This is a genomic window from Anabaena sp. PCC 7938, from assembly GCF_049315035.1.
Classification (GTDB): Bacteria; Cyanobacteriota; Cyanobacteriia; order Cyanobacteriales; family Nostocaceae; genus Anabaena; species Anabaena cylindrica.
Window position 1 is genome coordinate 3,644,317 of record NZ_CP186034.1, and the last position, 13,480, is coordinate 3,657,796.

A 13,480-nucleotide genomic window follows, 5' to 3' on the forward strand; every position below is an offset into this window, starting at 1 on the left:
GTAATTCGTAATTCGTAATTCATGATTAAAAACTCAGCACTCAGCACCCAGCACTCGGTACTCGGTACTCACAACTCGGTACTACCTACTGACCTTCAACCGCTTAAACATCGCTTCTCTTCCTTGCATTGCCAAGGTATCATCTAAAGGTGAAAGTTTGATTTCTTGCTGATACTTTAGCCGCAAAGCTGTTTGAATTAACCAATCTGCAACAAAGGGATTTTTTGGTAGTAATGGCCCGTGAGAATATGTAGCGATCGCATTTTGATAAAACGCGCCTTCTGTGCCATCTTCACCATTATTACCCAAACCGTAAACCACACGCCCCAAAGCTTCCACTTTCCCTAATTTGGTGCGTCCACCGTGATTTTCAAAACCGACTAGATAGGGTTTTGTCCCTGTCATTGCTTCGAGTTCTTGGGCTAGGCGTGATGCTGTAACTTCTATTACTAAATTACCGATGCAACGTTTAGTATTTTCACCAGGATGAATCGAAACTAAATCTAGTATTCCTAAACCTTCAATTCTTTTCCCAAAGGCTGGTTCATAATAATTTCCCAGCAGTTGGGGAGAACCACAGGTAAAAACTCCCGGTGTGCCATTTTCAATTTTTTCTCGCATTGCGTCAGCTTTTGCACCTTGCAAATCGCGCATAACTATCTCTTGCTGACGGTCTTGTGCGCCTCCACCGACGATCACATCTACTGATTTTATATCATTTGCAGTGGAGTTTTGGTCAAGGGGTAAAACGGTCACATCATAGTCCCGCCATTGGGCGCGGCGTTCTATAGTTATAACATTTCCGCGATCGCCATAGGTACTCATCAACTTAGGATATAGCCAACCAATAATAATTTCCATCTGTGCAGAACTCATAAATCCTCACTTTAGCAATTCCAATTAATTTGCGTTCAATGTTAGCTTATTTTTGGTGGTGGTGATTTAAGGTATGAATTAGTCTCACGCAGAGGCACAGAGGCACAGAGAGTAAGAGTTTGAGACATGGAATTTTTGATTTTTATATAAGGATTCAGCAATACTTTATTTTTTATGTTTACCATAATTTCTAGATATTTTGTATTTTATGTAACAGTTTTATTATCACCTTGTGCCGATAATTTTTAAGGAGCTAGGCAAAAAATTTTACTGCTTCTGTTGAGATTACAGAGGTAATCAGGTTTATTTCCCAACCAAATACATCAATATATGGATTGTAAAACTGCAACTTTGGTCTACCAAGCGGAAAATCATCTAGAAAAAATCCAGGAGATTTTTCCAGAAGCTTGGAAGTTTTTAGAAGAACAAGCTTTTGCTTATGTTCAAGGTAAAGCACACGCATTTGATTCTGCAATTAAAAATTTAGTTGGAGAAACCAAGTTTAAGTTTAGAATGGTTCACCGAGATGATCAAGACCAATTAACAAAAGATTTAGGTGAATTATTAGGTGATATCACCTCCCGATTATTGCTAGAAAAGCACTTTTCAGAAGTTGTAGGCAAGCCTATTTTCTTTAGTACCATTTGTTGCAGTAGTCATCTTACCACTGACCATGAATTGAGTTTAGAAGAAGTTTTACCTTTACAACGTGCAGCGGTAAAATTGCAATAACTCAACCCCAACCTCAGAACATATTTTAAATGTTTACGGTTGTATCGAAATCCCCCCTAGCCTTGAAAAGGGGGGAATAAACTTCTCGAAGTCCTAGAGTAAGCCACAAAATAAATAATCCTGTCTTGCACCAAAAATAGGTGATCCTCACAGAATAGGCTGTTAACTCTATTTGAACTCATACTTAATATATATACGTGGATTTTAAATATCTTCCCTTTAGTCAGAGTAAAAATTCGAGGATTTATCTAAAATCTTTGAATAGCAAACCTATATAAAAAGATGTAGACACAATTAGATATTTGAATACTGCCTATCTGGATGAGAAAAGCATGAAAATTACACCAGCAATTACCTATCGTAATCTAGAAAAATCAGATGCAATTGATACCTTAATTCAGGAAAAAATTGCCAAATTAGAGCATATTTGCAATTACATTAATAACTGTCAAATTGTTATTGAAAAAATACATGAACGACCTCGCAGTGGTTCTCCTTATCGCGTGCGAATTGATCTGACAGTTCCCCCTGGTCATGAATTAGTAGCAGAAAAGAATCCTGGAGAAGGTATTCAATATCAACCTCTAGATGCAGTAATTAGAGAAACCTTTGATGCCATGCGTCATCAGTTAGCTAAACTTACCCAGCGTCAACGCGCAAATGAACAATCTTATAGAAGCGAAGAAGCACAAGAAAGTATAGCTTTTGTGACTAAATTATTTAGACAAGATGGTTATGGCTTCCTCAAATCTTTAGATGGTCAGGAAATTTATTTCCACCACAATAGCGTTTTACATCATGACTTTGACCGTTTAGAAATTGGTACTGGTGTGCATTTTTCCCTAGAACAAGGTGAAGAAGGACCCCAAGCCAGCAGCGTAAAAATAGTTGATAAACCTGGTGTTCGTGCTGGTAAATCATCAAAAAGATTGATTGAACCGCCCTTAGATTGGCAAGAATAAGTAAGTACATGAAAACACAAATTGAGGAATTGAAAAAACTTCATCTCAAATACTAGCTGCTATGCTATCAAATCCCCACATTTATCCTCAAATTAGTGATACAGGTGGAAATGGAACCATAGAACAGCAGTTAATAATCTTGGCTGTAAAAATGGCAGAAAGCTTAATCCGGCACAATACTGTTCGGTTAAGAATTTTTGTAGGTTGGGTTGAACAAAGTGAAACCCAACAAATGCCTGTAAATGTTGGTTTATGGCTACGCCACACTTCGTGAACGTTCCTCAACCCAACCTACATATTTCCGTTTTTTAGCCTTAACCGACAAGTATTGTAATCCGGCATATTGAATTTGCATTAACGGTGTGAGAGTTCTAACAAACTAATTGTTTGCGATCTAAAACTAGATGGACTATCCCAATAATCTGCTTTATTGATATTTACTTTCAGCAAAGCAAGATTAGGTTCATCTAGTCCTTGGGGAAACCAAGTTTGTAATTTTGGTTGCCATTTTTCTTGTAACTTATTCCTATCTTTTACCAGTTCTGCTGTACCTAAAATGGAAACGTATCGCTGTTTATCAGGTGAAGAAAAACTCACATTCACCTGTTGACAATGTTCAATTTCAAATACTTTATGAGAATCAGTAGAGGTAAAAAACCAGAGTATGCCATCAGTGTCAATATCACTAAATATAGACATGGGACGACTATGCAAACTTCCATCATCATCAACTGTAGTTAACATTGCATGGTCGATATCTTTAATCAGTGTACGTAACTGATCAATTTGTTGATTACTGTCTTTTGAGTTTGTCATTTAACTATTCTGAGTAAGTAACGTTGAGGAGAAAAACCAGATTTATCGGTTATTAACGATCTTTTTTAGTATGATTATTTTTAGGTTGGCGTTGCATGAATCTAAAGACATAATTCCTCTGCAAATAAGCTAGATGGTATATAACCACAGAAATATTTTGATGATTGGTAGCTTCATAGTTCTCTAACTTGAGGCTGGTGGCAAAATATTATTCTTTAATTATGCTGATATAGCAATCCTAAATGATTCATGAACACTTCTGTTATCTGTTCCCTTGCATCACCGATAAGTCCTCAACTCAAATAGGATTGCTATATAGCAATTCCCAATCTCATGAAATACACCCCACCCCTTACCAAGGAGAGGGTTGGGGAGGGGTAATTTTGTATATCACGCTTAGTGGGAAACGCTATATAAGGATTAAATATTGTTTGTGATAATAGTGGAGATTAAGAATGGCATCTACATTAGAAACAATTTTTGAAGGCTTAACAGCAATAGTTTTTTCACCACTAATTATACCTATTGCATCAGCAGTAAAACAACCTGTAGTTCAAAATACGATTAAAGATAGTATTCTTTTGTCTAATAGGTTTAAGGATGCAATTACAGAAATATCTGAAGTATTGGAAAAAACTACAGCAGATGCTAGAAAAGATCAGCCTGAAAGTTTTAGCTCTAGAACTTACCCAAATCAGGTGACAAATGGTAAGTCAGAAGTAGCTAAAGATTTCATCAATATGATATCTGATATAAATGCTGATGTGGGGAGAATGACAAGTGGTGTTGCTGATTTACGGGTGATATTACCTCTAGGAATTAGTTTACTGGCTATCAGACAACTGCTCAGAAAAGGACTAGAACTAGAAGAGCTTCCTTGGTATATTTTAGCTTGGTATGCTTTCGATATTTTTACAAGACTGAATTATGAGGATGAACCTCAGGTAAGCAACTTATCAATTAATACTGTTTCAATGGAATTTCAGGAGCAACGGAGTAGTGATTCAATCAATACACAGCAGTATCAAAGGGAGAGCTAGATTTAAAATCCAGGATATTAGCTATAAATAAATAGCATACAGCAGGAGTCAGGAGTCAGGAGTCAGGAGTCAGGAGCAAAACTGGCTTCATGTATAGGTTCATGCAAACTGCTGTATCTAATTCAAAAGATCTTATTTGATTATAAAGATAAGCCAGATGTAAAAACTAGAATATTTATCACTGATGGCCTTACAACTCATGCAGGTTTAACAGATTGAGAAAACGGTGTTGCTGTCTGGAGATGAATAGTTTCCTCTAAATGGGGATGATAAAAACTCAGTTCTCTCGCGTGCAGATATAGTCTACAGGCATCAATATTACAACCATACAAGCGATCGCCCAAAATAGCTATACCCAATCCTCGCACATCAGCGGCATGAACCCTTAACTGATGGGTGCGTCCTGTCAAAGGGATAAATTCTACACGGGTATAGTCACCTACTTTTCCCATAACCCGGAAGCGCGTCAAGCTGGGTTTACCTCGTTCTAAATCAACTTTTTGATAAAGACTTTGTTCAGGATTTTTCCACAATGGTAAATCAATAACACCTTCTGCTATAGCGAGGGAACCTGCAAGTATAGCTTCATAAACTTTATGAATTTGCCGTTTTTCAAATTGTTGACTTAGTTGAGAATAGGTAAATAAATTCTTAGCTAATAACAAAATACCAGAAGTATCTTGATCTAAACGATGTACCGTCATCAATTCCATATCATACAAATTCCTCAATCGGCTCAAAACACTATCTTGGTTATAAGAATAACGTCCAGGTACAGACAACAATCCTGGTGGTTTATTCACAGCAATTAACCATTTATCTTCATAAATAATCCATTCACTAATAGGACTGCTAATTTCCTCTTTCTTGATTAAAAATGGGCTAATAGGCTTAGATTTTCCTGATAATAAAAACCCCATTAATGGCTGACATCTTTCTGCACAAGCACCATAAAAACGCCCCTGAATTTTATCTTGTACTGAAGATTTACCCCACCAAAATTCAGCCATTGCTAGGGGTTTGAGTCCATGATCTGCCGCATAATGTAACAACTTAGGAGCGCAACAATCCCCTGTCCCTGTGGGTGTTCCTCCTGGTAGTAGTTGCTGTAAAGATAGAGATTTTCCAGAAAAATTAGTTAAGCTATAAACAGCGTGCATCTGTGTTTGTAATTGCCTAGATAGTTCTTTGCGTTGTTGTTTTAGTTCCCTAATTCTGTTATCTGCACCATTTATAACCTGCTGAAGTGGTTGTAAAACTTCATTTTGATGACGTTTAAAGTATTTTCTCTCAATCCCCTGTTGACGGCTTTCTGCTTCCAGTTCTTCAAGAACTTCTATTGTCAATTTCTCACCGCATTGCTGACGTTTTTCCTGTCGTTGTTTTTTACTTTGGCTATGTTGGCAACTCATTATTTGTAACTGCTGTTTAAACTCAGTCAATAATGTTTGATATTGTTCTCGTTCTGGAAGTTGTTGCAGATGAATTATTTCTTGTTTAATTGCTTCTAACTCAGCTAAAGTATGCGCTTCTGCTAGTGTAACTTCTTCACGTCCCGGAATAGGTGGAACCCAACCTTCATGCACACTGCAACTATGTAATAAACCAGAAAAGGCTTTAATTACCCCTTGTTCACCATTAGATAATTCAACTAGTAATATCCCATACATTTTACCTTCACAGAAATAAAGGTGATCTTGCTGAAGCTGCTGCATTAAACCCTCAGCTATAGCTTCAGCTAAAGCAGTGCGAGGTAGTCTCAGCAGTTCCCCAGTTTGAGGACATTTCCCTTCGTAATAATAACTGGGAGGTGTGGGGATAATTGTGGAATTAGAGTTAATAAAATCTGACAAGGTGTGGATCAATTTCATAGAAACTTTCAGCTTTATTTTCAGACCATAAAAATACCATAAATAAATTATATATAATCCTATAATTCCCATCTATGGCAATTAGTGATTCTGATGAATTGGCAGTTCAATAATAAATTCTGTTCCCTTACCAGATTTAGTAATACATCGCAAATTACCTTTATGCTTTGCAGTCACAATTTGATAGCTGATTGATAAACCAAGTCCTGTTCCTTTACCAACTGCTTTTGTTGTGAAAAAAGGATCAAATATCCGATTACGACTTGCTTCGGGAATTCCCATACCATTATCTGTGATATGAATAGCAATGCGATCTTTTCTGATCATTTTTGTTTGAATATGAATTTGTTTATGCCCATTATTTAGCTCTTGATCATAATGTGGATTGTTATACTCTTCTAATGCATCAATCGCATTACTTAGAATATTCATAAATACCTGATTTAGTTGACCTGCATAACATTGAATTAATGGCAAATTACTATAGTCTTTAATAATTTCAATTTCAGCAGATTCTGGTGTTGCTTTAGTTCTATGCCTGAGGATTAATAGAGTATTATCAATACCTTCATGGATATTTACTTCTTTCATCTCAGATTCGTCTAGTCGAGAGAAATTTCTCAAAGATACAACAATTTCTCGAATTCTTTTAGTTCCTATTTCCAGAGAAGAAATTAATTGAGTAGAATCTTTAAGAATAAAGCATAAATCTATATCATCAATATAGTATTGAATCTCATCAGCCGGCTGAGGATAATATTTTTGATATAAATATATTAATTCAATTAAATTTTGCAAATATTCATGAAATGGTTGAATATTTCCATGTATAAAGTTTATAGGATTATTAATTTCATGAGCTACACCAGCTACTAGCTGTCCTAAACTTGACATTTTCTCAGTTTGAATTAATTGAATTTGAGTTTGCTGGAGTTTTTTTAGTGTTTGCTCAAGTTCTTCAGCTTTTTGTGTTAACTGTATTTGAGATTTTTTTAGCTCAATTTCCGTATTACGTCTATCAATAATTTCATTTTCTAGATCTTGATTGACTTGAAAAAGCTCAGATGTTCTTTCAGTAACTCTAGATTCTAACGACTGATAAAAATTACTTAACTTCAACGTCATTTGATTAAAATCATTTGCTAATTGTTCGATTTCATCATTAGTTTTGATATCCAAATGATAACTCAAGTTTCCTGCACTAATTTTTGCTACTCCAATTTGAAGTTGATGAAGTGAGCGAATAACTGGAATAACAATAATAATAAATTGGGCTAAAAATATCAACAATATACCCAATATACCTGCAAATATAAAATTTGCATTCATCGTCCTAATTGTTCTAACTTTTTTAGCTGCTATCTCATCCTGTTTTTGAGCATTTTGAGAAATTATATTCAAATAAAAATTAATATCTTGTATATATGATTTAATCGCTTGTACATCCTCCTGAGATATTACCAAAGTATTTATATTACCATCAAGCTCATTTACTAAACGGGTCAAAAAATCATGACGACGGCGTACAACTAATAACTCTGATGTTTTGTTCATTAATAGTTCTAATCTATCAAGATCAATTATAAAATTAGACCTGATTTGCTGATATTCCATCATGCTTGTAAGGTTGTGGTCTAAAACTACAAAATCCTTGAGTATTAGAGCTTGGTCTTTGAGAGATTTTTCCAAACTATTAGTAAGAGTAAGTGCCTGTGTAGTTTTTTTATGAGTTTTTTCGGCAGCTATTTCGGCTTGGTATAAATAATATGCACCACTACCTGTTAAACAGATCAACCCAGCAAATATTATTGAAGATCCCAAAAATCGCTGCCAAATTTTCATACTAATTATTGAACTTAAGTTCAATTTGGTAGAGCCATTTATTAGTTGTTTCATCTAATTTTGCTTGCAACTCCCTAATTAGTTCATAGTTCATATCCCCTAGAAAGATATAGCGGTTATCGGTTAAGTGAGATACAAAAACCCCACCTCCAACTTCCTTCCCGCAAGCGATGAGGAAACGCTATATATCCTATGGTTTCTTTACCTGAAACTGCGACAATATCTGCTGAAGCATCAATGCGGGCTTGTTTCAGAGCATAGATTTATTTATGCTTACAATTACCTATTGTCATAAAACAAGAGCATTATCCGGGAAATTATCTACGATATACACTTTTAATCGAAGTAATATCACTAGGGTTTGCTCTCTCGTTACCTGGATGTAAATTCTGGTGGCTTGCCAATCAAGCTTTCTTTTGCTTATTTAGTTCAATATCCATTTAAACCTGTTTATATCAATTATCGGTTAGATCCAATACCAGGAAGGGCGCATTTTCCCCATCTCTACAGGGTTGCTGATGCTTTTGTGGCAAAATTTGATCGCATCTAGTAATAAATTTATATAGACAAAATAGAATTATAAATAATAACTCCGACTTCTAAAAATCAGAGTTATTATTTGTTATATAGCAATTCCCAAGCTCATGAAATACACCCCACCCGCGCTGTCGCGCACCCTCCCCTTACCAAGGGGAGAGTTGGGGAGGGGTAATTTTGTATCTTACTAGAGTGGGAAAGGCTATATTGTTATTATAGATTAATGAGTAGACAAAACTTTACTATCATTAATGTCAGATGTGGGAAGAGCGTGAGGACTCTTAAATGAGAGTTGAGCATTTGCTTGTTGACAAACAACCATTGTTTTGACGTGTTCCATTTCATCATCACGAATGGCCACAAAGACATCATAAAGATTATCGACTTTTGGACGGCGTGTTTCTGGTGAGTTAGCAGTTTGAAACTCATCAAACATATATAAATCACCATCGCGATAGTAGTTAATTGCTACTGCTGGTGCTGGTTGTAATTTCAATTCTGCTTCGTGTTCTGTCAAGAATTTTTGGTAACTGTCATAAGCATGATTCTCTACCAATTCCATGAAATTATAAGCAGAACTAGAAGAGACAATATAGAGCGCAACTATAATCCAGTAATAAATTAGTGCAGTTGTTCTTGCTAATATGCGATCGCCCCAAAATTGCGAACCTCCCAACGATTCCATGATCAACAGGTGATGCAACTCATTCCAGGATTCGGCAAAATGCACCTTCAGCCAATCGGCTTTCCGCCAAAATCCCAGTGTTTCATAGAGGTGCAGAACTGAGAGATAGGAAAAATAAGGGACTCGTGCAACGGTTTCCAGGACATAGAAGCGAGGATAAGGGCGATCGCGATAAACCGTATTAATAACAAAAACAAGTATCCCCACAAGCAACTTAATCATTGTTAATCTCCATTAAATATCAATTTATGAGGTATTGCTCGAATTTTCAGCTTCTTTTTAACACCTCCAACCCTAAACAGAAAGTTTGAGGATCTTGTGAGGATTACTGACTAAAATATAAATAAATTGTATAATTTTTCATTAAAATAGCCTACTGGAAATTGACCAACTTCTAAAAAATCTGCGTATTATTGCTGTATACTAGCTGTGCGTAATGTTCAATATAATTTAGGGTAATGAATAACGATTTACTCGCTTTTTTGGCAGGTGTGGGTTTACTGATTGCCTATCTCATCTTCTCTGCCTTAACGGAAATGGGTACTAAACTACCTGGGAAAAAATAACTCATGACCGCTTTACATTTCTCAACTCATGGAATGGCATAAAAGAGTTATGAATAATTTAAAATGAGTTTAAGTACCTATTTTTGGGAATTGTGGCCAATGCGAGATCCACAGAAGAACCATATTAAAATTGATCCAGCTACCCTGGTTTTGATTGTTTCTGCTTTGATACTCATACCCCTGCTGCTGGCTGGTTTTTTAGGACAATAAACTAGAGATGCTTCAGCTATAAAATAGAATCATTGCGAAGGGATAAATCTAGCTATGGTTTCTGTTAAACATCAACTTACACTACAAGAATTTCTTGCCCTTCCAGAAGAGGATATTACCTACGAATTAGTTAACGGCCAAGCCAAACCCAAAATTTCACCAAAAAGATTTCACTCACGATTAACTATTGCGCTGTGTCTGCTTCTTACCCAATGGGCGCAAAATCAAGGTGAAATTGGGGTAGAATGGGCAGTGAAGTTAAAACGTGATGGTCGAGATTGGGTTCCTGTTCCAGACTTACTTTATATCTCTTATGCTCGTTTTTCGAGTGGTGTAATTGAGAATGAAGCTTGTCCTATTCCCCCGGATTTGGTGATTGAAATTATATCACCTGACCAATCTTTTGGAGAAATGAGTGCAAAAGCTACAGATTATCTTGATGCTGGTGTCATGAGAGTTTGGGTTGTAGATGCAAAAGCTAAAACCGTTACTATTTTTTATCCTGATACTCGTCCGCAAACAAAACGAGGTACAAATACTTTAAAAGAGGCTCTTTCTCCAGGATTGGAAATTACACCTCAACAAATTTTCCAACAAGCGGGAATTCCTTAAATGTCAGAATCAGGATTTACAATTGAATTTTTTAGTAAAATAGACTGATATAGTTAAAAAGGAAATTTTTTATGTCATCTCCAGCAATTACCACAGTAATTCAAATGATGGAATCTTTATCTGAAGAGGTACAAGACAAAGTTGTAGAACATCTTCGAGAATATCTGGAAGGATTGCAAGATGAATTAAAGTGGGATAATTCATTTAAGAAAACTCAACAAACATTGATTGCATCTGCTCAACGTGCTAAAAGAGAGATAGCAGAAGGACTTGCAAAGCCAATGGACTACGACAAGTTATGAAGTCCGCATCCTTCTTTTTAGCATGAATATTAGTCTCTTGATAAGTAAGTTAGACAGAGTGCGAGAAAAAAGAAAGCAACAACAATCTATCTACTAGCATTATCTGTGTTAAAAATTAGGTTCATTAGTTATTGTACCTAATCCACTCTAGAGTAAAATATCGGTATTTGGAAGAAGTAGTCATGAAAATAAAAGCAATTATCTGGGAAGAAGACGGTGTATGGTGTGGTTCTGTACCAGCTTTACCAGGATGTCATACCTGGGGGGAAAGCTACGAACATTTATTAGAAATGCTTAAAGACGCTGTTCAAGGTTGGTTAGAAGTTGCTAGTCAGCAAGAAGAAATTGAACCACAAAAACAGTTGATTGAGTTATCCTTATGAAATCGGTTTCTGGCAAATCTCTGTGTAAGATTGTTGAACGTTATGGATGGACTTTAAAACGGATAACTGGTAGTCACCATATTTATGCTAAGGAAGGTATGAGTGTTATTCTTTCTATTCCTGTTCATAGTAATCGTGATCTACCCAATGGTACACTGAGAAGTATATTGAAAGATGCAAGTTTAACTGAGGAAGATTTAGATTAATTTCATTGTCAGAATCAGGATTTTTAAGATTAGAGGATTAACAGGATTTTATATAAAAAATCATCTTGTGCAATTCCAGATTTTCAACACTTAGGGCATAGATTTTGGTTGGTTTCTTTTGTCTCGTCTCCAGACTTTTAAACTGTAAAATCTAACTGTCAGAATCAGGATTTACAGGATTAAAGGATTTGCAGGATTAAGAAAAATTACTAATATTGAAAATCTATGTGTGGTGTGTTTCGAGCAATCTCGCTTCGTAATCTCGAAGAGCAGCACAAAGAAGAAAACAAAATATTTAGTAATTTTGATAACACCTGGCTTACTGCTAAGGTAGTGTGTTAAATTAGGTTAAAGTAGCTACTGAGTTTTTAATGAATAAAGAAGAATTAATAAAAATTCAAATGAGTGTCTATCCAGATGGGAAAACATTTAAGAAAACACATTTCAACCGAGCTATACAAGAACTATATGTAAACAATCAGCAAATTGAGCTTTCAAAAAGTACAAAAGATAAATTTCAGAAAATTTTCGATTTTTGTACAGAGAAATTAGCGAATTCAACACATCCTTAAGTTCTCCCTGTTGTCAGGTGCGCTAACTCACCGCTAACGCACCCAAAACCAACAATCTTACTGACCCAAAACCTCTTTCAAAGCCTCAACTAACTTATCCACACTTTCAGGACGACTATTAAAACCCATCAAACCTACACGCCAAACCTTACCCGCTAATTCTCCCAAACCACCACCAACTTCAATGTTATGCTCAAGTAATAACTGCCGTGCAACTGCTTTACCATCTACCCCTTCAGGAATGCAAACAGTAGTTAAAGTTGGTAGCCGAAATTCCTTGGCAACGTGCATTTTTAAACCGATTTCTTCCAAGCTTTCCCAAAGATATTCAACATTCTTTTGATGACGTTGCCAGCAATTTGCTAAACCTTCTTCCGCCACTAAACGCAATGCTTCCCGTAAACCATAATATAAATTAACCGGGGCAGTGTGGTGATATATGCGATCGCTTCCCCAATATTTCCCCAATAACAACATATCCAAATACCAGTTTGCAACCTTAGTCTCGCGCTTCTGCAATTTCTCCATAGCATGGGGACTCATGGTAAAGGGTGACGCACCAGGAGAACAACCCAAGCCTTTTTGACTGCAACTATAAGCTAAATCAACACCCCACTCATCTAAAAAAATGGGAACACCACCTAAGCTAGTTACAGTATCCACTAATAGCAATGTGCCATATTTGCGGCACAACTCACCCACCTCTTCTAAAGGTTGACGTGCGCCGGTGGAAGTTTCCGCATGAACTAAAGCTAAAATCGCGGGTTTATGGGTTTCTACTGCCGTACTAATTTCATCTAAATTGAAAACTTGCCCCCAGGGTTTGGTAATGATTCGCACATCTGCGCCATATCTTCCTGCCATATCTACTAAGCGATTACCGAAATAACCAGCTACACCAATTAATACTACATCTCCCGGTTCTACGGTATTAGCTAAAGTGGCTTCCATTGCGGCTGTACCTGTACCACTGACGGCGATAGTATGGGGGTTTTCTGTTTGCCATACATAGCGTAGCAGAGATTGAATCTCATCCATGAGGGCTAAAAATGCGGGATCTAGATGCCCTATGGGTGTGTTATTCATCGCCTGTAATACTGCTGGATGGGCATTGGAGGGGCCGGGTCCAAGTAATAGACGGTGGGGGACTTCTAGGGGTGAAAGTTTTAACGAGTGATTATCGTTGACGGAAATTGTGGATGTCATAATTTATTTCGAGGCTAAATGGTAATTAATCGCATGATAAAACGATCGCATCACCGATGTTT

General features: G+C 36.5%; 17 protein-coding genes. 11 read left to right on the plus strand and 6 right to left on the minus strand.

Annotation, left to right across the window (positions count from 1 at the left end; translation table 11 throughout):
- Positions 1-81: 81 nt before the first annotated feature.
- Complete coding sequence (locus tag ACOWPH_RS16715) at positions 82-876, minus strand: type 1 glutamine amidotransferase (RefSeq protein ID WP_015216508.1); 795 nt, start codon at positions 874-876, stop codon at positions 82-84.
- A 330-nt stretch (positions 877-1,206) separates the two neighbouring features.
- Here ACOWPH_RS16715 and ACOWPH_RS16720 point away from each other — a divergent pair, with 330 nt between their 5' ends.
- The 3 genes from ACOWPH_RS16720 to ACOWPH_RS16730 all read left to right on the plus strand — a co-directional run bounded on the left by ACOWPH_RS16720 (position 1,207) and on the right by ACOWPH_RS16730 (position 2,844).
- Positions 1,207-1,608: a hypothetical protein gene (locus tag ACOWPH_RS16720; protein ID WP_015216509.1), complete on the plus strand. Its 402-nt coding sequence runs from the start codon at positions 1,207-1,209 to the stop codon at positions 1,606-1,608.
- Positions 1,609-1,940: 332 nt separating this feature from the next.
- Positions 1,941-2,570: an HPF/RaiA family ribosome-associated protein gene (locus ACOWPH_RS16725; protein ID WP_015216510.1), complete on the plus strand. Its 630-nt coding sequence runs from the start codon at positions 1,941-1,943 to the stop codon at positions 2,568-2,570.
- Between the two features lie 61 nt (positions 2,571-2,631).
- Entirely contained in the window at positions 2,632-2,844 is a 213-nt protein-coding gene (locus ACOWPH_RS16730; protein WP_042465308.1) for a hypothetical protein, read from the plus strand.
- Between the two features lie 80 nt (positions 2,845-2,924).
- Here ACOWPH_RS16730 and ACOWPH_RS16735 read toward each other — a convergent pair whose 3' ends face one another.
- Positions 2,925-3,386, minus strand: coding sequence for a pyridoxamine 5'-phosphate oxidase family protein (locus ACOWPH_RS16735; RefSeq protein WP_015216512.1), 462 nt, complete (start codon positions 3,384-3,386; stop codon positions 2,925-2,927).
- A gap of 455 nt (positions 3,387-3,841) precedes the next feature.
- On the opposite strand from ACOWPH_RS16735, the gene ACOWPH_RS16740 reads away from it, so the two are divergent.
- Positions 3,842-4,426: a DUF5132 domain-containing protein gene (locus ACOWPH_RS16740; RefSeq protein ID WP_015216513.1), complete on the plus strand. Its 585-nt coding sequence runs from the start codon at positions 3,842-3,844 to the stop codon at positions 4,424-4,426.
- Between the two features lie 197 nt (positions 4,427-4,623).
- On the opposite strand, the gene ACOWPH_RS16745 is transcribed toward ACOWPH_RS16740, so the two are convergent.
- Both ACOWPH_RS16745 and ACOWPH_RS16750 read right to left on the minus strand, forming a co-directional pair.
- A complete protein-coding gene (locus tag ACOWPH_RS16745; protein ID WP_042465310.1) occupies positions 4,624-6,297 on the minus strand; it encodes an RluA family pseudouridine synthase in 1,674 nt (557 codons plus the stop codon).
- An 81-nt stretch (positions 6,298-6,378) separates the two neighbouring features.
- On the minus strand, positions 6,379-8,139 hold the full coding sequence (locus ACOWPH_RS16750; RefSeq protein WP_015216515.1) for a sensor histidine kinase: 1,761 nt from the start codon (positions 8,137-8,139) through the stop codon (positions 6,379-6,381).
- A gap of 361 nt (positions 8,140-8,500) precedes the next feature.
- Between ACOWPH_RS16750 and ACOWPH_RS16755 the strand changes: the two genes are divergently transcribed.
- Positions 8,501-8,689: a hypothetical protein gene (locus ACOWPH_RS16755; protein ID WP_096713122.1), complete on the plus strand. Its 189-nt coding sequence runs from the start codon at positions 8,501-8,503 to the stop codon at positions 8,687-8,689.
- A 207-nt stretch (positions 8,690-8,896) separates the two neighbouring features.
- Here ACOWPH_RS16755 and ACOWPH_RS16760 read toward each other — a convergent pair whose 3' ends face one another.
- Positions 8,897-9,583 carry an alternative oxidase gene (locus tag ACOWPH_RS16760; protein WP_015216516.1) on the minus strand — a complete coding sequence of 229 codons (687 nt, stop codon included), beginning with the start codon at positions 9,581-9,583 and terminating at the stop codon, positions 8,897-8,899.
- A gap of 407 nt (positions 9,584-9,990) precedes the next feature.
- Between ACOWPH_RS16760 and ACOWPH_RS16765 the strand changes: the two genes are divergently transcribed.
- From ACOWPH_RS16765 to ACOWPH_RS16790, 6 genes are all read left to right on the plus strand, one after another.
- Positions 9,991-10,137, plus strand: a complete 147-nt coding sequence (locus ACOWPH_RS16765) for a hypothetical protein (RefSeq protein WP_015216518.1) — start codon at positions 9,991-9,993, stop codon at positions 10,135-10,137.
- 54 nt (positions 10,138-10,191) lie between these two features.
- On the plus strand, positions 10,192-10,749 hold the full coding sequence (locus tag ACOWPH_RS16770; protein ID WP_015216519.1) for a Uma2 family endonuclease: 558 nt from the start codon (positions 10,192-10,194) through the stop codon (positions 10,747-10,749).
- A gap of 71 nt (positions 10,750-10,820) precedes the next feature.
- Complete coding sequence (locus ACOWPH_RS16775) at positions 10,821-11,051, plus strand: hypothetical protein (RefSeq protein ID WP_015216520.1); 231 nt, start codon at positions 10,821-10,823, stop codon at positions 11,049-11,051.
- 182 nt (positions 11,052-11,233) lie between these two features.
- The gene (locus ACOWPH_RS16780; protein ID WP_015216521.1) at positions 11,234-11,434 is read left to right on the plus strand and encodes a type II toxin-antitoxin system HicB family antitoxin; all 201 of its coding nucleotides are present in this window, start codon (positions 11,234-11,236) and stop codon (positions 11,432-11,434) included.
- On the plus strand, positions 11,431-11,640 hold the full coding sequence (locus ACOWPH_RS16785) for a type II toxin-antitoxin system HicA family toxin (RefSeq protein WP_015216522.1): 210 nt from the start codon (positions 11,431-11,433) through the stop codon (positions 11,638-11,640). The genes ACOWPH_RS16780 and ACOWPH_RS16785 overlap by 4 nt, the downstream gene beginning before the upstream one ends.
- A 371-nt stretch (positions 11,641-12,011) precedes the next feature.
- Positions 12,012-12,212 carry a hypothetical protein gene (locus ACOWPH_RS16790; RefSeq protein ID WP_015216523.1) on the plus strand — a complete coding sequence of 67 codons (201 nt, stop codon included), beginning with the start codon at positions 12,012-12,014 and terminating at the stop codon, positions 12,210-12,212.
- Positions 12,213-12,269: 57 nt separating this feature from the next.
- On the opposite strand, the gene ACOWPH_RS16795 is transcribed toward ACOWPH_RS16790, so the two are convergent.
- Positions 12,270-13,418, minus strand: coding sequence for an alanine--glyoxylate aminotransferase family protein (locus ACOWPH_RS16795; protein ID WP_015216524.1), 1,149 nt, complete (start codon positions 13,416-13,418; stop codon positions 12,270-12,272).
- Positions 13,419-13,480: the final 62 nt, after the last annotated feature.

Coding starts and splice junctions, on each gene's coding strand:
- ACOWPH_RS16715 (WP_015216508.1), bottom strand. CDS start 876: ATGAGTTCTGCACAGATGGAAATTATTATTGGTTGGCTATATCCTAAG.
- ACOWPH_RS16720 (WP_015216509.1), top strand. CDS start 1,207: ATGGATTGTAAAACTGCAACTTTGGTCTACCAAGCGGAAAATCATCTA.
- ACOWPH_RS16725 (WP_015216510.1), top strand. CDS start 1,941: ATGAAAATTACACCAGCAATTACCTATCGTAATCTAGAAAAATCAGAT.
- ACOWPH_RS16730 (WP_042465308.1), top strand. CDS start 2,632: ATGCTATCAAATCCCCACATTTATCCTCAAATTAGTGATACAGGTGGA.
- ACOWPH_RS16735 (WP_015216512.1), bottom strand. CDS start 3,386: ATGACAAACTCAAAAGACAGTAATCAACAAATTGATCAGTTACGTACA.
- ACOWPH_RS16740 (WP_015216513.1), top strand. CDS start 3,842: ATGGCATCTACATTAGAAACAATTTTTGAAGGCTTAACAGCAATAGTT.
- ACOWPH_RS16745 (WP_042465310.1), bottom strand. CDS start 6,297: ATGAAATTGATCCACACCTTGTCAGATTTTATTAACTCTAATTCCACA.
- ACOWPH_RS16750 (WP_015216515.1), bottom strand. CDS start 8,139: ATGAAAATTTGGCAGCGATTTTTGGGATCTTCAATAATATTTGCTGGG.
- ACOWPH_RS16760 (WP_015216516.1), bottom strand. CDS start 9,583: ATGATTAAGTTGCTTGTGGGGATACTTGTTTTTGTTATTAATACGGTT.
- ACOWPH_RS16765 (WP_015216518.1), top strand. CDS start 9,991: ATGAGTTTAAGTACCTATTTTTGGGAATTGTGGCCAATGCGAGATCCA.
- ACOWPH_RS16770 (WP_015216519.1), top strand. CDS start 10,192: ATGGTTTCTGTTAAACATCAACTTACACTACAAGAATTTCTTGCCCTT.
- ACOWPH_RS16775 (WP_015216520.1), top strand. CDS start 10,821: ATGTCATCTCCAGCAATTACCACAGTAATTCAAATGATGGAATCTTTA.
- ACOWPH_RS16780 (WP_015216521.1), top strand. CDS start 11,234: ATGAAAATAAAAGCAATTATCTGGGAAGAAGACGGTGTATGGTGTGGT.
- ACOWPH_RS16785 (WP_015216522.1), top strand. CDS start 11,431: ATGAAATCGGTTTCTGGCAAATCTCTGTGTAAGATTGTTGAACGTTAT.
- ACOWPH_RS16790 (WP_015216523.1), top strand. CDS start 12,012: ATGAATAAAGAAGAATTAATAAAAATTCAAATGAGTGTCTATCCAGAT.
- ACOWPH_RS16795 (WP_015216524.1), bottom strand. CDS start 13,418: ATGACATCCACAATTTCCGTCAACGATAATCACTCGTTAAAACTTTCA.